Genomic DNA, 22,952 nt, shown 5'->3' with positions numbered 1-22,952 from the left:
ATAAGCACCACAACCGGTGCACTCGGCGCCGATTGTGGCCCAGGGCCTGCCGGGGAATTAGGCCGCGGCAGGCCGCCGCTCGACCAGGCCGCTGATAAAGCCGGCGAGCAGAATTCCGAGCAACAGCAGCCACAGATGAACCCTGGAATCACTGTCTGCCGAGGGCTGCGCCACCTCTTCCAGCTTTTGTCCACTGACCTGCTGGGTCGGCGCCGCGGCCGCTTGCGGAGCCGGGGACACATCAGCTGCCTGAGCGGTCGCCAGGGGCGCCAGGCCGAAACCTGCAGCCTGCGCGTCGACAAATGCCTTGAATTTCTCGTTGTCGGTGGCCACGTCGAACGCTTCCGCTAACTCTGCGTAAGTTTCCACCATTTTCTTGACCGTCTCCGCGTCCGCTGCCCAGTAACCTTTGCGCACGGATTCCAGCATGCGCTCCAGAATTTGCGCCAGGGCTTCGGCATTGTGGGTCTCGAAAAACTCGCGCATCTCCAGCTGGTATTTGTCGTTCACGTAGACTTCAAACATTTCCTGCCACTGATCGTCGCGCACCGCTTCCGGCGTCATGACTTCCCAACCCCACATGTTATTAACCCTGTCCAGTATCGCCGTGGCACCGGCGTAGCCGGATTCCTGCATGGCCTGAATCCAACGCGGGTGGAAATAGCGGCTACGCATTTCCTGATTGATAAACTCATCCAGTGTCTGGGTTTTGATGTCGTCCGTGCGACGCAGGTTGGACACATACATTTCCGGTGTTTTGCCATCCAGGTTGCGTACCGCCAGACCGACGCCGCCAAAATACTGGAAAGGGTCATCGTTAGTCATCAGCGCGTAAAGGTTGGTGGAGCGGGAAAAAATCACCCCATCCGTGCCAGACAGCACTCTGCCGTAAAGACCTGCGTCTCTTTGGTCTTCGCTCCAGCGCGACTCGTCTTTGCCGTAGGCAAAACCCATGCGACGCATATAGAGATCCGCCAGCTTGTCGTCCGTCTCCCAGGTATCGGAGGCCAGGCTGGCACCGCTCAGGCCAGTACCGTAGGCACCTGTCTCATTAGAAAAAATACGCACCGACGACAGGTACTGCGCATCCTCCTCGCTCTTGCCCTCTTGCAGCAATTCCTTCTTCAGGGACTGGCTGTGTCGATAGACAAAGTTGTTGTCGTCTTTCATCTGCGCCACCTTGTCGATGGCCTCTGCCAGCCACAGGATCACGTTGGGAAACGCATCCCGGTAGAGCCCTGTGGCTGAGATCACCACATCGATGCGCGGCCGCTTCAGCTCTGAATAGGGAATGACCTCGGTACCGATCACATTGCCCTGTTGATTCCACTTGGGCTTTAAGCCCAGGGCGTGCAGTATCTGCGCTTCCAGGGCGCCCTGGTGACGCATGGTTTCCAGGGACCAGAGCGTAAAGGCCAATTTATCCGGGTAGCGGCCGTGTTTGGCACGGTAGTCGGCAATGGTTTCTTCCATCAGTTGCACCCCGGCTTCATAAGCCGCTTTGGACGGTACCTTGGCCGGGTTGAAACCGATCAGGTTGCGCCCTGTGGGTACTGCCTTGGGGTTGCGTATCGGGTCACCACCGTGGCTGACCGGGATATAGCCGCCGTTCAGAGCCGACATCAGGTTTTCCAGCTCGGCAATACTGGCGAAGTTGTCTGCGTACTCGCGACCCGCTTGCAGTTGATTCCTCAGATTTTCCGACAAGTGCGGCAGTTCGCCACCGGAAAGGTAGGTATCCAACAGTTGATAGCCGGGCTGGGCTTGCAGCGCTACCACATTGCGTTCGTCCCTGGCCCTCTCTGCGGGCAGACTCAGACCATTTGCCCGCTCGTATTCGGCGGCGGCCTTGATATAGCCATCCCCCAGCATCTGCAACAGCGTACTGGTGACATGCTCGGGCTTGGGCAGTTGGCCAAAGCGGTGCACCCCCAGGGGCTGACTCATTTCCGCCAGTTGATTCAGATAATCCTGCAGATGGTTGAGCTGCGTATCGAAGTCTTTATTTAAGGCTTCCTTGGACAGCCCCAAGTCCGCGAGCATATTGAGTTTTTCTGCCAGGGCCGCGATCCGGTTGCGGGTATTTTGTCTCGTCTGCCCTTCCCCCAACACCTGATAGCTGCTGATCAGCTCCGAAAGCTCCGCCACCTCGGCGTACAGACCGGCCTTGGCAAAACCGGGCGTCAGGTGGCTGATCATGGTGGCGCGCCCGCGTCGCTTGGCCTGCATCGCCTCGCCCACATTGTCGATGATGTAGGGGTAAAAAACCGGAATATCACCCACGGCGAGGTTGGGGGCATCGTACACCGAAAGACCCCGCTCCTTGCCCGTCAGCCACTCCTGGGAACCGTGTGTGCCAAGGTGAATATAGGCGTGGGCACCAAAGGTCCGGCGCGCGTAGAGATAGACCGCCAGATAAGCGTGATTAACCGGAGTTTTCATATCGTGATACAGGGAGGCATGGTCTTTCGCATTGTCCGCGCGCAGCCCCTGTGGCAGAACAATCAGGTTGCCGAGCTTCATGCGCGGTATCACGAAAGCCGGCTCGCCGTTGTGCTCGGCGAGCATGGCGTTGTCTTCTGGTTTTCCCCATCGTTCGACAATGGGATCACGCACCTGCGCAGGCAGGGTGTCAAACCATTCCCGATAGGTGAACAAGGGCATCCAGTCCGCCAAGCCCTTGTCAACGAGGGCGGTGGTATCTTCGCGGCGATAATAAGGGCGCAACAGCTGCCCAGCCCAGTCAATCAAGGTGTCTGAATCCCGCAATTCGATCTGGTAACCGCGCGCTTTCATCTCTCTGGCAATGGCTTCAATTGACGACGGCACGTCCAAAAAGGCAGCGCCTATATTCTTTTCCCCCGGAGGGTAATTCCAAATAAAGGTAGCCACCTTTTTCTCGGCGTTGGGAATATGCGCCAGACGCGCGTGGTTCCAGGCGCGCTCCACCAGCGCGTTCAACTGATCCTTCATTACCGCCTTGATGCCCTTGTCGTTGGCGGCGATCAGCACCGGATCGATGCTGCCGGTATCTTCCGGCATGACCAGGAAAAACGGCGTCAAAGAGGGGGATACACCGCTGTTATCCGCCGCATAAGCCGCTTCATCACCCTGTGTGTAGTTGAGTGCGTGGATCACCGGCACGCCGAGTTTCTCAAATTCGGCGCGGCGTTTGGTCACATAGTGCAGCGCCCGATAGTTGATCATCAGATCGATCCGGGTCCGGCCTTTGTCATCCTGCAACAGTTCCGGATAGTTGAGCGGCAGGTCTTCACCCTCAAAGAAAAAGCCAAATGCTTTGGCGCCCTTATCTTGTAGCCCGGCAATTAGTGCGTCCACCACTTGCCGCTGCTCGTAGTCAATAACGGAACGGTGAATGGCGACGGCAATCACCGGCTGTTCATCTCCGGCCTTGAGCCAGTTGAAGAAGGCGGTTTCCTTGTCTGTCATCAGATTGGGGTAGTCCGGATGGTAAAGTCCCACCTCCGGGACTTCTATAGGGACAGGCACCGATACGTCCGTAAGAGCAAAAACCTCTGATGACAGGTAGCGCATCAGATTGCGGTAATTCTTGCGCCCCGCATTGTTAAAGTAACCACCGATGCGACTGCGCTGTTCACCATTCAGGCCCTGATTCATCGCACTGTTTTCCAAGTCACCCAGGGAGATGACCGGAACCTGCGGGTACTTTTCCAGCAGCGGTCGGAATTTGGCAAACAGGTACTGGGACAAGGCTGGATTAATGCCATCGAGCATTATCAAGTCCGCAGAAGACCAGGCTTGCTCAATCTGTTCCTCACTTTTGCCCTTGCTCTGGAATACCTCGAGCGTAAATGGCTGGTCCGCCGATACTTCCTTCAGCAGTTCCCCTTTGGCCACCGCCGTGTGGCCGGACATCATCAGCAATACTTTGATTGAATTGGCCGCGCCGGATTCATTCGCCTGGGCCAACAGGGGCGACAGCAGTCCAAACAGTAATCCCAAGCAATACAGACTGTATTTTCTCATTGCGATTTACCTCCAGCGCCCTGGGATGTACCAGCCCCCGCACTTCCCTTTTTATTGTTTTCCGGTACATAAACCAGGCTGCCGTCGGCCATCTGGTAGGCAACTCCGGCACGAGTGCCTTCGCCGGAGCCAATCTCTCCTGTGGACTTATACTGTTTGATCTCCTTGCCGTCCTTAACGATCACTTCCATTTCTGGCTCACCGGCATTTTTAATAACCGTAACCTTTTCGCTGGAAAAGATATTGAGCGGATTTTGTGCAATGGCGATCAGTAGTGCGGCAATGATCACCAGAAACACATCAATCAAATTAACCGCGCTCAGAATCGGATTCAGCTCCTCATCCTCCTCCAGAAAACGCATCAGGCGGCCTCCTTCAGTTTGCGGATGTTGATCAGTTCTGAGGCAAACCAGCGCTTTTTCACGGACGCCGGCCAGAAGGTCAAGGTAGAAATGGCCAGTCCCCAGATCACCGCGGCGAAGGCGATAATCAGATTTTCACTGATCCCCTGTATATTGCCGTCCGCCAGCGCGCGCAGTGCCGGCCCCATCGGGACCATGGTCGCAATCAGGCCCAGCATGGGCGCTATGCGTGTAGCCAGGCGCAGCAGTTCCAGCCTCTTCAATGCGAAAACTTCCAGCTCATCTTCGCTCGCCTGGGGATTGCGCACATAGTAATTGTGTACTTGGTAGCCGGGCAGCCATTGCGCCTCCCCGCGCTGAAGAGCCCGTTCATAGGCCACCGCGTTCTTCCTGCGCAACATCCAAAGGGAGATGAAACGGCCGCAGGCGTAAAGGGAATAGACAAATAACCCCAGAATGGCCAGTAGTACGGGGGCCATAAAGAGGTCGGCCACGCTGGCCATCAGATTTTCAATTGCCTGAATGTTCAAAGAGCACCTCGCCAGCTTTATTGGTATGCATTGGACGGGGGCGCAACTTACCGAAAGCTACACGCCGGGTCAATCCAAATCTTTTTGATAATTGTTCTCATTTAGCTTTACATTGGTATACGCATATCTATAATTCGCCGCTATCGGGGCCGCAAACTGCGACTCTCTGCCGCAATCGGCCTCCAAAACGCTCACATAATGATCAACAAGGACCTGACCATGAAACGCCATCCCCTCGCCGCAGCCCTGTTTGGGCTGCTCTCCGCCCCCGGCCTTTACGCAGAGGAAACCAGCTCGGCTGACGATGATCTGGAGCTGGTTGTTGTCAGCGGTCGCGCGGAAAAACCGTTGAAAGATGTCACCGGCAGCATCTCTGTCGTCACTGGAGATGAGATTGAAAAGCTGCAAATGAACGATATGAACCAACTGTTCAAATATGAGCCGGGAGTGGAAGTCACCGGCCGCACCGGCGGCGCCCAGAATATTTTGGTTCGCGGCATGGGGGCCGACCGGGTATTGATGATCAAAGACGGTATGCGGATGAACGAGGGTTATGGTGCCAACGGCCTTAACGATGTCGTGGGACGCGGCATGATCGAGACGGACACACTGAAACAGGTTGAGGTCGCCAAGGGGGCTGCCTCTTCCCTGTACGGCTCCGATGCCCTGGCGGGCATCGTAGTCTTCACCACCAAAGATGCCAGCGATTACCTGGCAGATGGGGAGCAGTTCGGCGGCGCCATCAAAACCGGTTATGACGGTATCAGCAGCCAGACACACGTGTCCCCGACCCTGGCCTTCCGCACAGGCAACTTCGAACAATTGCTGCACCTGACCTACCGCGACGGTAGCGAGGAGCAAAACTACGCGGAAACCCGCGATCCCTTCGAAATCGAATCCGACAGCTTACTTTACAAGGCCAAATACCACCTCCAGGGAGAGGACTTTCTCAGTTTCAGTGCGGAGCAATGGAAGCAGGAAAGCCTCGGTGAGGCGGCGGACGGGTTACTTTACTATTTCCGCGGCCTGGCCGATTACGGATACAACATTGTCGACGAGCACTCAATATCTGAGAAAGAAACCCATGCATACCAGCTCCGCTATCACAGCGAAACTGCAACACCACTATACGATCAACTGAATATCAGTCTGTACCGGAACAAGTCCGAACAGACAGACGAGCAGTACGGTCAACTGGACATCAATGCACCAATGTTTGGCGTGATGGAGCTGCGGGACATGTGGGAAACCGGTGTTTACACTCAGACAACCCACGGTTTCCTGTCGAATGCCTTCAAGACCCTCAATGAAAGACACACCCTTGGTTATGGGTTAGACCTGGAAACCACAGAGAGCATCCGCGAAGTGCACGAATTTCGAGAGGCTCTGACTACCGGCACCTCCACACCTCAAATCACCTTGGATGAAACCTCGGAAAAATTCCCAAAGAACGATGTCGATAGAGCCGGACTGTTTGTGAACGATGAGATCACTCTCGCTGGCAGCGCTCTAACCGTAACACCGGGCCTGCGCTATGACTGGTACGAAATGGACCCGAACGGCGCCCTCAAGTCCGACGGCACCCCCTATGCCACCATCGAAGAAAGTAATGTTTCGTTTAACCTCGGCGCACTCTACCGCCTCAGCCCAAGGCTCACCGCTTTCGCCCAATACGGCCAGGGCTTCAAAGTCCCCGCCTATGACTTGGCGTACCTAGAGCACTACCTGCAACCCACGGCATCCTATATTTATGAAGTCGTGCCGGCGGACGACCTGTCCCCGGAAACCAGTGATACTGTCGAGCTGGGCCTGCGTGGCCATATTGGCAATATCGCTTTCAGCTCCGCCCTTTTCTACTCCAGTTACGACGACTTTCTAGAAGTCCAGCTGATCGACAGTGACACCTTCTTCAATAGTGACGGTAGCTTTTCCCACGTCTATGAAACTTATCAGTACCGGAATATCGACTCGGTAACCATCAAAGGCATAGAGGTCGCCGCCACCTGGTATTTGACCCCGGCAGTAGAGCTGTTTGCCAACGCCAGCTATCAGCGCGGGGAGAACGACACAACTGGTGAATACCTGCAGTCCATCAGTCCCCTCTCCGGGGTTCTGGGCGCAGCCTACAGCGGCGACCAGATCTCCAGTCAACTGATTCTGCGCTGGGCGGACCACATGGATCGGGTCAACGAGGGCGAAGCGGAAACAGCAGGGTATGGAGTAGTGGATTGGACCGTCGGCTATCAGCCAACGGCACAGCTCTCCTTCCATCTAATGGCCAACAACTTATTGGATAAGGAATATGTGCCCTACCTCAATGTGGCAGGATGGGATGAGGATGCAGATCTGTCCGTCAACTCGGCTGCAGGCCGCACCTTTGCCGCTTCGGTGAAGTACGAGTTCTGATTCCGGGCGACAGAAACGAGAGAGGGCCAACTAGACGGCATCTCCATGCCGTCGAAGTGGCCCTCACAAAATGGGTTGAAATGGTAAAGCGAACGCCCGGCGTCAGCGCCGAAAAAGATTGATAATCACGCTCAACACCAAGCTCAGCACAAGCATTGACACTACCGGAAAATAAATCCGACTGCGTCCGGATTCTATCCGCACATCACCCGGCAGGCGCCCAAACCAGCTGAAGAGACCGGGAAAAAAATGCAGTAACACACCGGTGGCGAGCATAACGCAACCGGCAATCATCAGCCATTTCGCCATGTTCACTCCCTGTCGAATGCGCTGTGCAAGAACCGCTGATCTCTACCCGCGAGCGCCCCGAACCAGTCGTGGCGCCCACAAGGCTGTATCAGCGATTTCCTAACCCATTATTCCTGGGCGGCAACCGTATCGGCCTGCTTCTCCGGTACCGGAAAACCGCGGTCCCGCATCAATGCGTCAATACGGGCATCCCGGCCCCGGAATGCGCGGTAGGCTTCCGCCGGATCTATGGCGTTGCGTGGAGCAAAGAGGTATTTCACCAGTTTCGCAGCCACTTCTTTGTCGTAGAAGCCACCTTCAGACTCCGCAAAAGCTTCTGCAGCATCGGAGGTCAGCACATCCGCCCACAGATAACCGTAGTAACCGGCAGAGTAACCTTCACCAGAGAAAATATGCCCAAAATGCGGGGAGCGGTGGCGCATCACCAATTCGTCCGGCATACCGAGTGCCTCCAGAGTTTCACGCTCGAAGGCATCCGGATCGATATCTTTGGGATCGGACGTATGGAACTTCATATCCACCAGCGCGGAAGCGAGGTACTCCGTGGTTGCAAATCCCTGGTTGAAAGTCGCCGCCTTCTTAATTTTGGCCACCAGCTCAGACGGAATCGGCTCGCCAGTTTTGTAGTGCACCAGATACTTGTCGATCACCGCATCGGTAGACAGCCAGCGCTCCAACAGCTGCGACTGAAATTCCGTGTAATCCCGCACACCGCTGTTGAGGGTCGGATAAGCCACGTTGGAAGAGAGGAAATGCAGAGCGTGGCCGAACTCGTGGAAAAAGGTTTCCGCGTCGTCCCAGCTTACCAGCACCGGCTCCCCCGGAGCACCTTTGATAAAGTTGGAATTGTTGGAGGCCAGTACGGTTTGCTTGCCGTCGAAAGTGGTGTGATCCCTGTACATGGTGGCCCAGGCACCGGAACGCTTACCGGCACGGGCGAAGGGATCGAGGTACCACAGACCGATATGCTCACCGCTGGTCTTGTCTTTTACTTCCCAAACTTTAACGTCTTCGTGGAACACCGGTACACTGCCTTCTTCTACCGGCGTGAAGCTGAAATTAAACAGTTCACCGGCAACAAAGAACATAGCTTCGCGCAGTTTATCCAGTTGCAGGTACTGCTTGACCTCGTCCGAGTTCAGATCGTACTTGGCCTTGCGGACCTTCTCGGCGTAGTAACGGTAATCCCAGGGCTCGATGGTAATATCAGCACCTTCCGCATCTGCTACCGCCTGCATATCGGCAACTTCTTCCTTAACGCGGGCAATCGCCGCCGGCCAAACCGCCTCCATCAGTGCCATGGCGCGTTCCGGAGTCTTCGCCATGCGATTTTGCAGACGCCATTGGGCGTAGTTGTCGAACCCTAACAGCCCAACGCGCTCATCGCGCAGTTTCAGAATTTCGGCAATGATAGCGTTGTTATCGTGCGCATCGCCGTTATCTCCCCGGCTGTAATAGTTCTTCCACACCTTCTCGCGTAGCGCGCGGTTGTCAGAATATGTAAGGAAGGGGTCCATTGAGGAGCGCGTATTGGTGATCGCGTATTTGCCCTTCTGACCTTTTTCCTCTGCCAACGCCGCCGCCGCGGCGACAAAGGATTCGGGAAGGCCGCTCAACTGATCTTTAGTGAGAAAAATATCGTACCCCTCTTCGTCTGCCAGCACATTGTTGGCAAATTGGGTATACAACTCCGCCAAGCGTTGGTTGATTTCCGCATAGCGCTTTTTCGCCTCCCCCTTCAGGGTCGCGCCGTTCATGGCGAAATCGTCGTAAATCAACTCCACCACACGCTTCTGCTCGGCGTTCAGATCGAGATTTTCCCGCTGGTCATAAACTGCTTTCACACGTTGGAACAGCTGGTCATTCTGCGTGATTTTTGATTGGAACTCCGCCAACTTAGGCGCTATTTCACGCTGAATAGCGCGGAATTCCGGAGACGACAGATTGGAGCTCCAAATACCGTAGTAGACAAATACCCGGTCAAGATCCGAACCACTGCGCTCCAGTGCTTCAATCGTGTTGGCAAAAGTCGGCGCTGAGGGATTGCTGACAATTGCCTCAATATTCGCCAGCTGATTCGCCATTGCGATTTCCAGTGCCGGTTTCAAATCTTCCAGGCGCATGGTGTCAAATGCCGGCACGCCACCGTATGGCCCCGTCCATTCCTTGAGCAGGCTATTAGCGGCAACGGCGCCACCATCGGCCTTGGCCCCTGCAGTCTGCTTAGTTTGTACTTGGTTATCCGCGGACGGGTTTTGACCTGTGTCCTTGCCACAACCCGCGGCAGCTGCCAAAGCGGCGGCGATAGACACAGCGATCAGCGTCTGGCGCATCGACAATCTCCTCTCAGATATTTTCTTTTGAAACTGTTAAACGACCGAGTGTAACCCCAGTTATGGCGCCGTGGTCAATCCCCGCCGCCAATCTCCTTCTCCGATAACGGTATAAGGACTGTTTTTGTCGATAAACGCCCTGCCCTGATTAACGCGTTTGGCAAGGAAGTTGCTAATGGGATTGAATGCGCCAATTGATAACGACTTTTTAAGTGTATTCTTTTTAGGGGCACTGAATACCGCTACTAGCCGATCAACGGTTATTCACGGCGCGAGAAATAAATGAGGCTATTCGCAGTGTGTACGACTGCTGGAGCCGTATGCGTGATGTGATCTATCGGCAGGCTTGCCACTGGTAAGTGAATGAATCGCTTGATCTGACCCGCCCCGCGCGCCCCGGCCTCCCCCAAGATAAATCTGAGTTTTCCCGACAGTGCTCGAAGCGGCAGTCACTCGCGGAGCCGAAGCTCCGCGCGGGTTCAATGATCAGGTGTTGCGCCCATCTCTCAGCCACTCGGCCACATTGAAGGCCAGCTCCAGCACCTGATCGGCATTGAGGCGTGGATCGCACTGGGTGCGGTAGCAGCTGGCCAAATCGGCCTCTGATATTTTCCAGGCCCCGCCGGTGCACTCGGTGACATGCTGACCAGTCATTTCCAGGTGAATCCCGCCCGGGTGGGTCCCTTCGGCGCGGTGCACAGCGAAGAAATCGCGAATTTCGCGCAGTATTTTTTCAAAGTCGCGCGTCTTGTAGCCACTGCTGGCTTTGACTGTGTTGCCATGCATGGGATCTGTACTCCAAACCACAGAGCGCCCTTCCCTCTGCACCGCCCGCACCAGGGCCGGCAACTTCTCTCCGAGAGTTTCCGCGCCCATCCGGGTAATCAAGGTCAGACGGCCGGCCTCGTTATTGGGGTTGAGCTTGTCGATCAGCCGCAGCAACTCGTCTCCGTCCATCCCCGGCCCCACCTTGACGCCGATCGGGTTCCAAACACCGGAGAGAAATTCAACGTGAGCGCCGTCCAGTTGGCGCGTGCGCTCACCAATCCACAGCATATGAGCCGAGCAGTCGTACCACTTTCCGGTTAGGCTGTCGGTCCGGGTCAGTGCCTGCTCATAATCCAGCAGCAACGCCTCATGGGAGGTGTAGAGTACTGTCTCGCGGATAGCGGGCGTGTTTTCGGAAGTAACACCACACACCGCCATAAATTCGAGTGCTTCCTGCAGCCGCTCTGCCAGTTGCGCATATCTCGCCCGCTGGGGATTGTTTTCGAGGTAGCTCAAATTCCAACCGTGAACCTGATGTAGATCCGCAAGGCCACCTTGGGCGAAAGCGCGCAGCAGATTAAGCGTGGCCGCCGATTGGTTGTAGGCGGTCAGCATACGCCGGGGATCAGGAACCCGGGCATCGGCGGTAAATGCAATATCGTTGATAATGTCGCCGCGATAACTGGGCAACTCAACACCGTCGACAGTTTCCATATCCGAAGAGCGCGGCTTAGCATACTGGCCGGCCATGCGCGCTACCTTGATCACCGGCATGTTGCCCGCAAAGGTGAGCACCACTGCCATTTGCAGCAAGACTTTGAAGGTGTCGCGAATGCGATTGGCATTGAAGTCCGAGAAGGACTCAGCGCAATCGCCCCCTTGTAGTAGGAATGCCTTGCCCTCGGCGACCTGTGCCAGTTGCCGGCGCAGCTCACGGGCCTCGGCCGCAAAAACGAGGGGCGGATAACCGGAGAGTTCTTTGGTGATTTCCGCCACCTGCTCCGGAGATTGGTAACTGGGTTGCTGCCTGGCCTCGAATTTACGCCAACTGTCGGGGCTCCAGCACTGGGAGGGGGATTCAGACACGGGGGTATCTACCTCAATATCCATTTTCGGCTCTTTGTGTTTACAACTCGTCGATGCCTGCTCGGCTAAGTGTTAAGTGCCTTTCCGCCGCCCTCTGCAGTAATGGCAGCACCGCGCGGGAAGTACCGCGCGGGTAGTAGGGCCAGCCTTTCAGCCAACGGCGGGTATTCGGCAATAGGGCCAAGTTCAGAGTATGCTGGCCACCGCCTTACAGAAATAGTCCATGTTGTGCTGACTCAAGCCTGCAATGCTGATGCGGCTGGAATCCACCATGTAGATGGAGTATTCCGTCTGTAGACGCTGCACCTGCTCGGGTGTGATACCGAGGAAGGAGAACATCCCCTTCTGACGCTGAATAAAGCTGAAGTCGCCGGAAGCGCCGGCTGCCGCCAAGTTCTCTACCAGACCCGCGCGCAGGCCGTTGATGCGCTCGCGCATCTCGGCCAGCTCCTCCATCCAATTGGCTTTGAGCCCGGCGTCAGTCAGAATTGACTCGACGATGGCCGCACCGTGGGATGGCGGCATGGAGTAGTTGCCGCGAACAACGTTGAGCATCTGGCTCTGCCCCTTGTCCGCATCGGAGCCATTATTGTAAATCGCCATCGCCAGACCAACGCGCTCCCGATAGAGGCCGAAGTTTTTGGAGCAGGAGGCCGCCACCAGCATTTCCGGCACCGACTCTGCCATCAGGCGCAGACCCCAGGCATCATCGTCCAGGCTGTCGCCGAAGCCCTGGTAGGCCATATCGATAAAGGGCGTGAAACCCTGCTTCTGCGCCATTTCGGCAATCACCTGCCACTGCTCCCGGGACAAGTCGGCCCCACATGGGTTGTGACAGCAGGCGTGCAACAATACCAGATCACCCTCGCCCACCAGCTTCAGGGTTTCCACCATCCGGTCGAACTGCAGGCTGCTGCTGGCGCGATCGTAGTAGGGGTAAGTTTCGATCTTCAAACCGGCATTGCCGAGCAGTGGCACATGGTTGGCCCAGGTGGGATCGCTGACCCATATGGTAGCGCCCGCTTTCGCGCGGTTAACGAATTCCGCCAAGACCCTCAAGGCACCGCAGCCACCGGGTGTCTGCGCTGAGCGCACGCGTCCAGCCCGCAAAACCGGATGGTCGGCTCCGAGTATCAGCTCCTGCATTGCCGCATTGAAACCGGGGGTTCCCGCCGGGCCGATATAGGCCTTGGTCTCCTCACTCTGCAACAGGCGGGTTTCGGCTTCCTTAACCGCCTGAAGCACCGGCGTATGACCAGCCTCGTCTTTATAAACACCAACACCCAGATCGATTTTGTTAGGGTTTTCATCAGCGCGGTAGCTGGCCAACAGGCCCAGAATGGGGTCCGGCGGCAGGCTGTTCAGCTGCTCAAACATCGCAAACTCCTTCAATAATCTTCGCTCTTTTGTCAATCAATCAGACCCCGCTCGGCCCATGCCTGAGCGCGGCTCATCAGCTTTTCGATAATGCCATCCAGCTGCTCGCGCTCTTCGACACTCAGCGATGAGATCAAATCACTCTCGTACTGCTGCGCCAGTGGCACAATGCGCTCGTAGACCTTCCACCCCAGCTCTGACAAGTTCAGCACTTGGCGGCGGCGGTCCGCCGGATCCTCGCTGCGGGTAATGTAGTCGTTTTTCAGCAGGGACGATACCGCGCGGCTGATTGCCACCTTGTCCATTGCTGTCTGCTCCACCAGCTCAGCCGCAGACAGCCCGGGATAACGCCCCAAAATTGCCATCACCCGCCAGGCGGGAATCGTCAGATCGAACCGCGCTCCATAAGCCTGGGCAATGGCATTGCTCACACGGTTGGACAACACCGACAGGCGGTAGGGCAGAAATTTTTCCAGATGCAGATCGCCGCGCGCAGCGGTTCCAGTCTCCATTTGCATTTGGGGCACATTATTATCAGTCGTCATGGCTGTTTTCTAACCTGTATTACTCTGGGGAGTATCCACCAGTGTCACACCCGGACAGAAGCCCGAGGTTGTACCGGGTTACAAATGTAACTAACATTGGTTTCAATTGTAACCACCGCCGCCAGATATTTTCCCTAGGGAAGGCGCAGGTCATCAGGCAAAATCGACCGCGCATTATACGGCTTTACGCGCCATTTTTGGTATCGAAAACGCATTATGACGATAACTATTTGCGCGGCGAGCGAAACATATCTCCGGACCTTATGCGGCACCTCGGGTCATCAGTAGACGGGAGTGGCTTATGAAGCACTGGATTCACTTCCCCCGCGTCGAGGGCGACACCAGTCGTCAAGCCGCTGCGGACGCCCCCGCCAATACTCTTCGCGGCCGGAACAAAAAACTCCTATTGCCCGACCGCTTGCCTCAAAACAACAGAAAAAGGAATCAAGATGGAACTTCACGGCTATTTCCGCTCCTCCGCGAGCTACCGGGTACGTATCGGCCTCAATTTAAAAGGGCTGCAGTACGACTACACACCAGTAAATCTTTTACAAGGTGAACAGCGGGGAGATACGTACCGAAAGCTCAACCCCCAAGGGTTGGTACCGGCGCTGGTGGATGGCCGCACTGTGCTCACCCAGTCTCTGGCAATACTGGAATGGTTGGACGAACAATATCCGGAGCCGCCTCTGCTGCCGGGCGACCCGCTGAAACGGGCGAAGGTCCGCGCGCTGGCCTATAGCGTCGCCTGTGATATACAGCCTGTCCAAAACCTGCGCGTACTTCAGTACCTGCAATCGGAGTACGCCATCAGCGATAAGCAGAAGATCCACTGGATTCAGCACTGGATCCATGAAGGATTTACCGCGCTGGAAAAGCAGCTTGATCCGGCACCTTTCGCGGGCGGGGATAGACCGGGACTCTTCGAATGCTGCCTGATACCGCAAATTTACAGCGCGCAACGCTTCGGCATGGATATATCCGAGTATCCCGCCATTCACCGCATCATGAACGCCTGCAGTGACATAGCGGCGTTTGTCGATGCACGACCGGAAAACCAGCCTGACAGCACGCTATGAGCTACAAGCGGGGCGTCAGCGCGCCCATGTGCCGCGCCCCGGTCTCCCCTTGAACAATAGTGCTCCCGGTGTTGTCAAAACGCCATCGCTTGCACCGCTCGCCGGTCCGCGGACTCTTTTCGCTGGGAGTGATATGTTCAGAGGCGCCCAAAGGATAATTTATGACCAAACTCTACCGCCCTTTTTTGTTATTTTTTCTGCCCCTGCTAATCGGCGGTTGTGCCACCCTCTCTCCCGGTTTCCAACAGCCGGAAGTCGAGGTAACTGCGCTCGAACCCATGCCGCCCGGCCCCGGCAGTGATCTGCGCTTCCGCATTCACCTGCGGGTATTCAACCCCAACGATACGGAACTGGCATTATCCGGCCTTTACTACACCTTGAGTTTGGCCGGGCATAAAGTGATCACCGGAACTTCCAATGATCTCCCGACCATAGCAGCCTACGGTCAGGGCGATATTGCGGTGGATGCGACAGCGAGTCTGGTGGGATCACTATTTGCCGCCGCTGAACTGATCGGCGGCCGCAGTGATAGGGTGCCTTATGAGCTGGAGGCGAAACTGGGACTGCGCAGGTCGATCGTGCCTTCGATCAAAGTGCGCAGAACCGGGGAGGTGCGGCTGAGCCCTTACCTGTGAGAGCGCAGCCGGCCGATGGGAAAGGGCTCCCTACCGACGCGCGGCGAGAATGCCCCCGGTCATGGCGGCAAGGGAGGACAAAATACCCAGGCCGATTAGGCTGTAGAGACTGATAGACTGCCTAGCCGCCTCACTGAGGACTTCACCAAAGGGGAACTGCCAGGCAACAATCGCGGAGGCGGCAACAACCGCTGCGTATTGAATGCAGGTGGCTCGGCGCTCGGCGCGCCTGGAGGGCGCCGGTAGCTGCTCCATCACGCGTTCGCAAAAACCGTCGTCATCCAGGTAGGGCTCATTGAACTGCAGCTGCTGGCTGAGCCAGCTGTCGAAGTCCGGATCTTTGCTTTGAAAGGTTGAATCGCTCAAGGTGTCGGTACCGCCTTTCCGCTGTTCAAATTTATCCATTGACTAGATCCTCCCGCCACGCCTGCAACATCGTCTGCAATTTGGCCCGCGCGCGATTGACATGGGATTTTACCGTACCCAGAGGCAGCTTCATAATGCTGGCAGCCTCCTCGTGCGAAAAGCCCCGCTGCATGCACAGGTGTACTGCCTGGCGCTGGGCCTCGCTCAGCGCGCTCATTGCGGAATTTAAATCCCGCGCCATGCCGAGCTGATGAGATTCCTCAACACTTTCCTGGGACCTCGCCCGGTCCACCGCTTCCTGATCGACCTCTGGTGCATTCTTGCGCTTATGACTCATGACGAGATTGTATGCGATGCGGTACAGCCAGGTACTGAAGCGCGCATCCCCCCGAAAGGCCGGCAGCGCCTTGTAGGCCTTGATAAAAGCCTCCTGGGCCATATCGTCGGCCAGAGCCTGATCTCCACCACATAGCTGGCGAAGAGAAAAGCGCAGCTGGGACTGATAGCGGCGAACCAGCTGAGCATAGGCCCGCTGGTCCCCTTCGTCGACGACGCGCCGGATCAAATCCTCATCAGAGAGGTCCATACACCCCTGCCCTTACGCCTGCTTGTTATCCAGTTTCCAATTGATAAAGCGGGCAATACCGATAAACAGCGGTATCAGGCCAAGGCTGCCAACCTCGGGACCGGCAGCGACGGTAAGCCAGATAAAGATTGCCAATCCCACCGCGATCAGGGTGAAACCTCTATCCTTCATATTGCGGGGAGACTCCCCTTCCATGGCGTCCAGCAACTCTGGCGGGATATCTCGGCCCTCGGCCACCATGCGATTGATATTGTCCATCAGCAGCTGCTTCTTGCGGTAGCTGTTGCGGGTCACCAGCCATACGATCATTATCGGCGCCCCGAACACTGCGAGGATCGCCACCACACCGGTCAGCCACTGCATGCTACCACTATAACTGCGGTGATCGTGCAGATCTTCCAGGTCGCCACTGATCCCGATACTGATATTTTTCGGCACGCTCTCCAGCGCATCCTCGACGACCAACCCCTTCTCATCGAGAACGCCCTTGCTTTCCAGCCGCTCAATAATGCGCCGGCTCAAGGCGCCGCCGAATTCCTCGCCCAAATCCACCCGCACTTCACTGCGCTCGCCGTTTTCGTCCCGGGTCCTGATGGTCAGGTTACCGTGCTCGTCGCGCAGTATACGTACCTGCTTTTCAACCTTTTCCACTTCCGAAGCATCGGCGGCCGGCACCCCGGCGGCCGGCGCCCCGGCGGCTGCCGGCTCAGGGGGCTTGGGTACGTCTGGATCCGCAGAAGACGTGTCCTGCGCCCAACCAGTGGCAACGTGCAGCGCCACCACCAGAACCAGCAACCAGCGTGCGCAGCCGCGCAAGGGGTAAATGACTCTCGCTCTCATTTTCTACTCTCGATGCAGTGCTCTTGTTCAGTGAACTAACGGACAAATTTCATTCATATTACCGTCAGGCGCGCTCGCGGTAGCAAGCCCGGCGCGCAGGACTCCCGTTTTTCAGCGGTATACGCCTGACAATCTCGCGTATGACGAAGCCGCTCACGGCGCTCCTTTAACTTCCGCGAGAAGATTTCATCGCTCAGCTCGGTCAGCTGCTGCCGCACCTCCTGCAACGGTAGTTGCAGCTCTCCGGCTCCCACCGGCATCACCCCCAACAACAGAGCCAAGCCGGCACAGAATTGTATCTTCTTCAGCGATCCAGCGGTTACCATAGTCCCCTCCAGACGGATTGTCCTTGTATGCTCGTTGGACGATGGCAAAGCGGCATTTGGATGCAGTGGCCAAAACAATCTTTCCCGAGCTGCCCCAGGACCCGCCGCAAAACAGGTCGCAATACCCCTTGCCAGCGGAGGAATGACGAATCATGTCAACGCCCAATGAAATACTGACCTTCTGGTTCGGAAGCGCACAACTTAATGCCATGCCCGGCGACGAGCTCCGCCGACGATGGTTCGCGGTTGACGAAACATTTGACCAGACTATCGCCGACCGTTTCCAAAACACTGTGGAAGCGGCCGTGAACGGAGAGCTCTCCCAATGGCGCCAGACACTGGAGGGCGAAATGGCCCTGGTACTGGTCTGCGACCAGTTCACGCGCAATATTTATCGGGGAACGGAACGCGCCTTCGCCGGTGACCCGCAGGCGCTGGAGACAGCCCGGGGCGTTATAGAACGGGGCGATGACCAAACAATGGGGCTCTATCAACGTGCCTTTCTCGGCCTGCCGCTGGAACACAGCGAGGACCCGGAAATGCAACACCACTCAGTAGCTTATTTCCACCGGCTGCACGCCGATTACTTGGATGACGCCGAGACTGCAGTTCAGTCGGAACGCTTTCACCAATACGCCCTGGCCCACCGGCAAGTCATCGAGGATTTTGGCCGTTTTCCGCACCGCAACAAGGCCTTGGGGCGCGCGTCTACAGCGGCGGAGCAACGTTGGTTGGAACAAGGCGGAGGCTTCTGATGGACTTTATATCCTGGCTTTCCCTCGCGGGAATCTGTGCCCTGGGCGCCATGTCCCCCGGCCCCAGCCTGCTGATTGTGCTGCGTTGTGCTGGTGCTGGCGTGCGCCATGGATTCGCCTGCGCCCTGGCCCACGGCTTTGGGGTCGCTATCTACGCCGGTCTCACCGCCTTTGGCCTGGCCGTGCTGATTCTTCACTCGCCGCTACTGTTCAACATCTTGCAGTGGGCCGGCGCAGCCATGCTCATTTATCTGGGATGGAAGGCACTTCGCGCACCGGCACCCACTACCGAGGGCGAAAGCTCCCCGGCCCAAGCGCTGTCAGTCGGCCGCGCGGCGATGCAGGGATTCGGGATTACCTTTTTCAATCCGAAGATTGCGGTCTTCTTTACAGCACTTTTCAGCCAATTCGTTGCCGAGCAACAAGCGTTCTCAGTCAAGCTGGGCATGGTATCCCTGGCTGCGGGAATAGACGCCGGCTGGTACTGCCTGGTGACCCTGATCGCAATCGCCGGGCGAAACCGCGGCTGGGTGCGCAGTACAACCGGCCACAGGATGCAGCAGCTGTTTGGCGCCCTGTTGATCGGCCTGGCGGCGAAATTGGTATTTTCCATTTAGCCGCTACCGAATCCGAATAAAAAACAGGCCCGCTTTGCGGGCCTTAAACGTCTTACTGCGGGGTCGGAGCTAACTGCCCGATGGGGGGAGTAAAGACAGCTAACTTCCGCATCTATTATGACAGCTTCTCCGCTTTCGCACAGGCGAGCCACCGCAAACGTCGCTCCACTTACCGCACCCCACAGTCCCCTCCTATTCCCTCGCTTTAGTTGACACTGAATATCTATACAGATACTGTATACTCATACAGATCAATCAACTGCCGCAAAATAACCGGAGACAAACTATGGCCGTAGTAGCTGTATGGAAATGCGATAGAGACGGAGCAATGTTCGACAACAAAAAAGACGCCGAAGAACACGACAAAATGCTGGAGCTGGCCGCCAATATCACCTCTTTGATCGAGCGCCATATCGACGGCATTCCGGAGCAAGCCGGAGAGGAAATCGGTCTGCTCTTGGCCAAGCGCCGCGAGGACCTGGCAAAAGCCTGCAAGGGCAAACCAGAGTTACTGCTGGAAGAACAAGAAGAGAGTGCAGCGTCCGAAATGCAAGACGACCGTGTCACTCCTTTCGCCGCAAACCAGTAAGTAAGAATTCCATCCCTGTACTTTGTGCCCGGAGAAATACCGGGCTTTTTTATGCTGCGAATTCGCGCAGGGTGATGGGATAGGCACTTCCAAGCCGCCGGATAGAAGGGCCTACTTGTGCATTTTCGATATGCCCATCCCATTGCCTGAGGGCCGCGAAACCGATTACTGCAAGATTAAATCAGAGGGTGCTAGTGTTTGTAACCCACCTGATGTCCCTGCTGCGGCTTCAAGTAACGGTCGCGCAGACGGGTTGAACGGGTTACCAGGGATTGCGGCACCCCATCGATCAACACCTCCTCGGCATAGCTGGTCACCTCCAGCGGGTCGCCGCTCCAAACAACAATATCCGCCACCGCACCCGGATCCAGGGTTCCGCTTTCAAGACCAAAAATTTCTGCCACATTGGCACTAATTGATCTGAGCCCTTCTTCATAGGGAAGACCGTAGGCTACCGCGTTGCCAGCGGATTGACGCGCGAGGTAGAGGTTGTGCGTCGCGGCGTACTCCGGTCCACTAATCGCCACTTTGACCCCCGCCTTTGTCAACAGCGCTGCATTGTCCAGACGGGCTCCCAGAGTGGAGAAGGAAATGGGCAGATTGTTGATTGCATCGATGATGACCGGCACCTCGGCAGCTGCCAACTGCTCCGCCACCATCCAGCCTTCCGCCGCACCGGCGATCACCAGTTTGATATTGTACTCATCCGCCAGCTCAATAGCCCAGAGGATATCACTGGCACGGTTGACGGTTACCAGCAGGGGCTCCGCACCACTGAGTACCCCCTGCAGCGCTTCCAGGTCATCAATGCTGTGATTCAGTTCGCGCCAGTCGCCACGGCGAATTGCCGCCCTGTTATCGCGATACTCCCGAGCCTCGAACAAGGCCGTCTCTATCTTGGCGTAGGCGCTTGCTCTGCTCCCGCCGGCAAGCCGTCCGCCAGCCTCCCCGAGGTACGCTTTTTGCGCCAGATTACGCTTCACCACACTGTCAAAGGCCCCATTCAATTTGATAGCGAAGCCCCGGCCCGCAAACACCCGCTGCAGGCCATCGCTGTCCCCGCCCCAGAGGCTGATGCCGGGAAACACCAGGGCACGGGTGACGCCGCCAGCACGGTTGAATGGAATCAATGTGGATTTTGGGTTGTAGGCCGGCAGCGGGTCAAAGGCACTGCCGATACTTGCACCGTTAACCGCATAGTCATTGGTGGCGCTCGCCGCGCCAATTTCCACCAGCCCCAATTCTGAAACCGGAGCGATCACACCCGGCGTCACCACCTTGCCGCGGGCGTCGATCACGCGGTCGGCATCCTCATCCAGTGACAGGCCCACAGCGACAATGCGGCCGTCGCGAACCAATATATCCGCCGCATCGAAGCTGCCCTTCTCCGTCAGGGTGTGCACCTTGCCGCCCTGGATTAATACAGTTTCTCCCCGGACCACGCCAGTCGCCAGGCCCAGAGTCAGGACGCAAATTGTAAACAATTTCTTCACAGCCGTTCCCCCTCTGCGTCGAGAATACCCAGCTCAAAATCACTGCGCGGTTGGCGCGCCCTGTCGGCGCGGTCGTACATAAGTTCGCCGTCGATAAACACCTTTTCGGCCTGGCTGTATACACTGAAAGGGTTGCCGGACCAAACCACGACATCGGCCATCTTACCCTTCTCCAGGCTGCCCGTCTGGTCGTCAATACCCAGTGCTTTGGCGGGATTCAGAGTCATCCAGGCGACCGCGTCTTGCGGCTGGATATCGAAGCCAGCGCGCTGCCCTGCCGTCATGGCCTTTGCCACCTCTTCGTTGAGGTGTTGAATGCCGATGGCGGAATCCGAGTGAATCATTGCACATGCACCGGCCTGGTCGACAATGGCGATGTTGGCCTCCGTCATATCGAAGGCTTCGTGCTTGAAGCCCCACCAGTCCGCCCACATAGCCGCGCAAACGCCCCGCTCTGCCAAGAGGTCGGCCACTTTGTAGGCTTCAACGGCGTGGTGGAAAGCGGAAATCTGGAAATCAAACTCCTCGGCGATGTCCATCATGATGGCCATCTCTTCGCCGCGGTAACAGTGGTTGTGCACCAGAATTTCCCCGGAGAGCACACCAGCCAGTGTCTCCAACTGTAGGTCACGCTCCGGCATGTCACCGCCATTTTCCCAATAGTTCTCCCACTTCTTTTTATAGGCAGTGGCCTCGATCCAGGCCTTACGGTAGCCGGCCACATTGCCCATGCGCGTGGAGGGCGCGCTGCCCTTGCTTCCGTAGACGCGCTTCGGGTTCTCGCCGCAGGCCATCTTCAGGCCGTAGGGTGCGCCGGGAAATTTCATCTCCTGCACACTGCGGCCGGGTACGTTTTTCAGCGTAACACCGCGGCCGCCGAACAGATTGGCAGAACCCGGCAAAATCTGCAGGGTGGTCACGCCGCCGGCAAGCGCCAGAGCAAATTGCGGGTCTTGGGTCCATACAGAGTGCTCCGCCCAAACCTCCGCAGTGTTGGGCGCCGTCATCTCGTTGCCGTCCTGAGTGGACTCAATTTCCGGAGCCGGGTAGTCCCCCAAATGGGAATGGGCATCAATAATACCCGGAGTCACCCATTTACCCGCACCCTTCACCACCAGTGCATCCTTTGGCGCTTCCAGGTTATCGCCGATCCTTGCGATTTTGCCGTCTTCCAGCAGCAAGTCGGTGTTGTCCAGACGCTCACCAGTGCCAGTCAGCACCGTTGCCCCCTCGATCAGCACCGGACGGGACTGTTTAACGGAATAGGTGGACGGGAAAGCGTTCTGGCGGGCGAAATCGGTGGATCGATGCCCCTCCGCCTGCTTGCCTCCTCCGCACCCCGGCAGCAGTACTGCAGCGCAAATCAGGGCAGCGATACAGCGCCCGGCCGCTCGAGAATAAAGCTGCATAGTCAGACTTCCTTTGTATATCACCGAAATAATTTCGTTAAATCTTATCAGCTCGCGATCACTTTTCCATTGCCAGATTACTTTCAGGGATCGACCGCCTTGCGCGGTGAAGATGCGCGGCTTCTAATCGCGGCCCGGCTGCCAGCCACATCCTCCGCGAGTTGCGCAAACAAAACATCAACTTTGTCGTCACAGTTCAGCGCGACCAACAGTTGCACCAGAGCGGCCAGATTACACCCCTGACCGTTTTCCAGCCGCTTTAATGTACTGAGTCCGACGCCCGAACCGGATGCCAAATCTTTCTGGGAAATATTATGCGCAAGGCGCAGGTGACGGACCTGCTTCCCCAGCCGGCACAGCAACCGTTGCTCCCGCATTTTTCGAGTGTTAACCGATTGCATTTGAAACAATATCCAACGTGATTTGGAGATGGATTATAGAGTGCCAAGAAACGGCAAAAAATGTGTTCTGACTCGCAATTGCCATCTGGACTTTGTCACTACTTCATGGTGGAATCCTGACGAAAAAATACC

21 protein-coding genes are annotated in these 22,952 nt (G+C 56.7%); 6 read left to right on the top strand and 15 right to left on the bottom strand.

Annotated features, from left to right (window positions below; genetic code table 11):
• Positions 1-57: 57 nt before the first annotated feature.
• The 3 genes from cobN to A3224_RS07165 are packed head-to-tail and all read right to left on the bottom strand — an operon-like array spanning position 58 to position 4,900.
• Positions 58-4,008, bottom strand: a complete 3,951-nt coding sequence (gene cobN / locus A3224_RS07175; RefSeq protein WP_067152953.1) for a cobaltochelatase subunit CobN — start codon at positions 4,006-4,008, stop codon at positions 58-60.
• Positions 4,005-4,370, bottom strand: a complete 366-nt coding sequence (locus A3224_RS07170; protein WP_067152951.1) for a DUF2149 domain-containing protein — start codon at positions 4,368-4,370, stop codon at positions 4,005-4,007. Before A3224_RS07170 ends, cobN begins: the two co-directional genes overlap by 4 nt.
• Complete coding sequence (locus A3224_RS07165; protein ID WP_067152949.1) at positions 4,370-4,900, bottom strand: MotA/TolQ/ExbB proton channel family protein; 531 nt, start codon at positions 4,898-4,900, stop codon at positions 4,370-4,372. Before A3224_RS07165 ends, A3224_RS07170 begins: the two co-directional genes overlap by 1 nt.
• A 219-nt stretch (positions 4,901-5,119) precedes the next feature.
• On the opposite strand from A3224_RS07165, the gene A3224_RS07160 reads away from it, so the two are divergent.
• Positions 5,120-7,306, top strand: coding sequence for a TonB-dependent hemoglobin/transferrin/lactoferrin family receptor (locus A3224_RS07160; RefSeq protein WP_067157638.1), 2,187 nt, complete (start codon positions 5,120-5,122; stop codon positions 7,304-7,306).
• Between the two features lie 102 nt (positions 7,307-7,408).
• Here A3224_RS07160 and A3224_RS07155 read toward each other — a convergent pair whose 3' ends face one another.
• From A3224_RS07155 to A3224_RS07135, 5 genes are all read right to left on the bottom strand, one after another.
• Entirely contained in the window at positions 7,409-7,615 is a 207-nt protein-coding gene (locus tag A3224_RS07155; protein WP_067152947.1) for a DUF2905 domain-containing protein, read from the bottom strand.
• A 107-nt stretch (positions 7,616-7,722) separates the two neighbouring features.
• A complete protein-coding gene (locus A3224_RS07150) occupies positions 7,723-9,948 on the bottom strand; it encodes a M3 family metallopeptidase (RefSeq protein WP_067152945.1) in 2,226 nt (741 codons plus the stop codon).
• Positions 9,949-10,434: 486 nt separating this feature from the next.
• Positions 10,435-11,826 (bottom strand): class II 3-deoxy-7-phosphoheptulonate synthase, encoded by a 1,392-nt coding sequence (locus A3224_RS07145; RefSeq protein ID WP_067152943.1) that lies wholly within the window; start codon positions 11,824-11,826, stop codon positions 10,435-10,437.
• A gap of 162 nt (positions 11,827-11,988) precedes the next feature.
• Positions 11,989-13,179, bottom strand: coding sequence for an amino acid aminotransferase (locus A3224_RS07140; protein ID WP_067152940.1), 1,191 nt, complete (start codon positions 13,177-13,179; stop codon positions 11,989-11,991).
• Between the two features lie 32 nt (positions 13,180-13,211).
• On the bottom strand, positions 13,212-13,724 hold the full coding sequence (locus A3224_RS07135; RefSeq protein ID WP_082817431.1) for a MarR family winged helix-turn-helix transcriptional regulator: 513 nt from the start codon (positions 13,722-13,724) through the stop codon (positions 13,212-13,214).
• Positions 13,725-14,173: 449 nt separating this feature from the next.
• Between A3224_RS07135 and maiA the strand changes: the two genes are divergently transcribed.
• Complete coding sequence (gene maiA / locus A3224_RS07130) at positions 14,174-14,803, top strand: maleylacetoacetate isomerase (protein WP_067152938.1); 630 nt, start codon at positions 14,174-14,176, stop codon at positions 14,801-14,803.
• Positions 14,804-14,964: 161 nt separating this feature from the next.
• Positions 14,965-15,438: an LEA type 2 family protein gene (locus A3224_RS07125; RefSeq protein ID WP_067152936.1), complete on the top strand. Its 474-nt coding sequence runs from the start codon at positions 14,965-14,967 to the stop codon at positions 15,436-15,438.
• Between the two features lie 30 nt (positions 15,439-15,468).
• On the opposite strand, the gene A3224_RS07120 is transcribed toward A3224_RS07125, so the two are convergent.
• Genes A3224_RS07120 through A3224_RS07105 form a run of 4 tightly spaced genes read right to left on the bottom strand, consistent with a single transcriptional unit; the run spans position 15,469 to position 17,556 of the window.
• Positions 15,469-15,843 carry a hypothetical protein gene (locus tag A3224_RS07120; protein WP_067152933.1) on the bottom strand — a complete coding sequence of 125 codons (375 nt, stop codon included), beginning with the start codon at positions 15,841-15,843 and terminating at the stop codon, positions 15,469-15,471.
• Positions 15,836-16,390, bottom strand: coding sequence for a sigma-70 family RNA polymerase sigma factor (locus tag A3224_RS07115; protein ID WP_067152931.1), 555 nt, complete (start codon positions 16,388-16,390; stop codon positions 15,836-15,838). Before A3224_RS07115 ends, A3224_RS07120 begins: the two co-directional genes overlap by 8 nt.
• Positions 16,391-16,402: 12 nt before the next feature.
• Positions 16,403-17,230, bottom strand: a complete 828-nt coding sequence (locus tag A3224_RS07110) for a DUF6249 domain-containing protein (protein ID WP_231902490.1) — start codon at positions 17,228-17,230, stop codon at positions 16,403-16,405.
• Positions 17,231-17,283: 53 nt separating this feature from the next.
• A complete protein-coding gene (locus A3224_RS07105; protein WP_067152926.1) occupies positions 17,284-17,556 on the bottom strand; it encodes a hypothetical protein in 273 nt (90 codons plus the stop codon).
• Positions 17,557-17,708: 152 nt separating this feature from the next.
• Here A3224_RS07105 and A3224_RS07100 point away from each other — a divergent pair, with 152 nt between their 5' ends.
• The 3 genes from A3224_RS07100 to A3224_RS07090 all read left to right on the top strand — a co-directional run bounded on the left by A3224_RS07100 (position 17,709) and on the right by A3224_RS07090 (position 19,517).
• Positions 17,709-18,311 (top strand): DUF924 family protein, encoded by a 603-nt coding sequence (locus A3224_RS07100; RefSeq protein WP_067152923.1) that lies wholly within the window; start codon positions 17,709-17,711, stop codon positions 18,309-18,311.
• The gene (locus tag A3224_RS07095) at positions 18,311-18,928 is read left to right on the top strand and encodes a LysE family translocator (protein ID WP_067152921.1); all 618 of its coding nucleotides are present in this window, start codon (positions 18,311-18,313) and stop codon (positions 18,926-18,928) included. Before A3224_RS07100 ends, A3224_RS07095 begins: the two co-directional genes overlap by 1 nt.
• A gap of 286 nt (positions 18,929-19,214) precedes the next feature.
• On the top strand, positions 19,215-19,517 hold the full coding sequence (locus tag A3224_RS07090; RefSeq protein ID WP_067152918.1) for a YebG family protein: 303 nt from the start codon (positions 19,215-19,217) through the stop codon (positions 19,515-19,517).
• Positions 19,518-19,708: 191 nt separating this feature from the next.
• On the opposite strand, the gene A3224_RS07085 is transcribed toward A3224_RS07090, so the two are convergent.
• The 3 genes from A3224_RS07085 to A3224_RS07075 all read right to left on the bottom strand — a co-directional run bounded on the left by A3224_RS07085 (position 19,709) and on the right by A3224_RS07075 (position 22,820).
• Complete coding sequence (locus A3224_RS07085) at positions 19,709-21,010, bottom strand: amidohydrolase family protein (RefSeq protein WP_067152916.1); 1,302 nt, start codon at positions 21,008-21,010, stop codon at positions 19,709-19,711.
• On the bottom strand, positions 21,007-22,419 hold the full coding sequence (locus tag A3224_RS07080) for an amidohydrolase (protein WP_067152914.1): 1,413 nt from the start codon (positions 22,417-22,419) through the stop codon (positions 21,007-21,009). Before A3224_RS07080 ends, A3224_RS07085 begins: the two co-directional genes overlap by 4 nt.
• Positions 22,420-22,502: 83 nt before the next feature.
• Positions 22,503-22,820, bottom strand: coding sequence for a helix-turn-helix domain-containing protein (locus A3224_RS07075; protein WP_082817430.1), 318 nt, complete (start codon positions 22,818-22,820; stop codon positions 22,503-22,505).
• Between the last annotated feature and the right edge of the window lie 132 nt (positions 22,821-22,952).

The organism is Microbulbifer thermotolerans, from assembly GCF_001617625.1.
Lineage (GTDB): Bacteria > Pseudomonadota > Gammaproteobacteria > Pseudomonadales > Cellvibrionaceae > Microbulbifer > Microbulbifer thermotolerans.
This window is presented reverse-complemented; position numbering and strand designations above follow the sequence as displayed.

Bases quoted from the DNA above. Each gene is read 5' to 3' on its own strand.
- cobN (WP_067152953.1), bottom strand. From the start codon at position 4,008: ATGAGAAAATACAGTCTGTATTGCTTGGGATTACTGTTTGGACTGCTG.
- A3224_RS07170 (WP_067152951.1), bottom strand. From the start codon at position 4,370: ATGCGTTTTCTGGAGGAGGATGAGGAGCTGAATCCGATTCTGAGCGCG.
- A3224_RS07160 (WP_067157638.1), top strand. From the start codon at position 5,120: ATGAAACGCCATCCCCTCGCCGCAGCCCTGTTTGGGCTGCTCTCCGCC.
- A3224_RS07155 (WP_067152947.1), bottom strand. From the start codon at position 7,615: ATGGCGAAATGGCTGATGATTGCCGGTTGCGTTATGCTCGCCACCGGT.
- A3224_RS07150 (WP_067152945.1), bottom strand. From the start codon at position 9,948: ATGCGCCAGACGCTGATCGCTGTGTCTATCGCCGCCGCTTTGGCAGCT.
- A3224_RS07145 (WP_067152943.1), bottom strand. From the start codon at position 11,826: ATGGATATTGAGGTAGATACCCCCGTGTCTGAATCCCCCTCCCAGTGC.
- A3224_RS07140 (WP_067152940.1), bottom strand. From the start codon at position 13,179: ATGTTTGAGCAGCTGAACAGCCTGCCGCCGGACCCCATTCTGGGCCTG.
- A3224_RS07135 (WP_082817431.1), bottom strand. From the start codon at position 13,724: ATGACGACTGATAATAATGTGCCCCAAATGCAAATGGAGACTGGAACC.
- maiA (WP_067152938.1), top strand. From the start codon at position 14,174: ATGGAACTTCACGGCTATTTCCGCTCCTCCGCGAGCTACCGGGTACGT.
- A3224_RS07125 (WP_067152936.1), top strand. From the start codon at position 14,965: ATGACCAAACTCTACCGCCCTTTTTTGTTATTTTTTCTGCCCCTGCTA.
- A3224_RS07120 (WP_067152933.1), bottom strand. From the start codon at position 15,843: ATGGATAAATTTGAACAGCGGAAAGGCGGTACCGACACCTTGAGCGAT.
- A3224_RS07115 (WP_067152931.1), bottom strand. From the start codon at position 16,390: ATGGACCTCTCTGATGAGGATTTGATCCGGCGCGTCGTCGACGAAGGG.
- A3224_RS07110 (WP_231902490.1), bottom strand. From the start codon at position 17,230: ATGAGAGCGAGAGTCATTTACCCCTTGCGCGGCTGCGCACGCTGGTTG.
- A3224_RS07105 (WP_067152926.1), bottom strand. From the start codon at position 17,556: ATGGTAACCGCTGGATCGCTGAAGAAGATACAATTCTGTGCCGGCTTG.
- A3224_RS07100 (WP_067152923.1), top strand. From the start codon at position 17,709: ATGTCAACGCCCAATGAAATACTGACCTTCTGGTTCGGAAGCGCACAA.
- A3224_RS07095 (WP_067152921.1), top strand. From the start codon at position 18,311: ATGGACTTTATATCCTGGCTTTCCCTCGCGGGAATCTGTGCCCTGGGC.
- A3224_RS07090 (WP_067152918.1), top strand. From the start codon at position 19,215: ATGGCCGTAGTAGCTGTATGGAAATGCGATAGAGACGGAGCAATGTTC.
- A3224_RS07080 (WP_067152914.1), bottom strand. From the start codon at position 22,419: ATGCAGCTTTATTCTCGAGCGGCCGGGCGCTGTATCGCTGCCCTGATT.
- A3224_RS07075 (WP_082817430.1), bottom strand. From the start codon at position 22,820: ATGCAATCGGTTAACACTCGAAAAATGCGGGAGCAACGGTTGCTGTGC.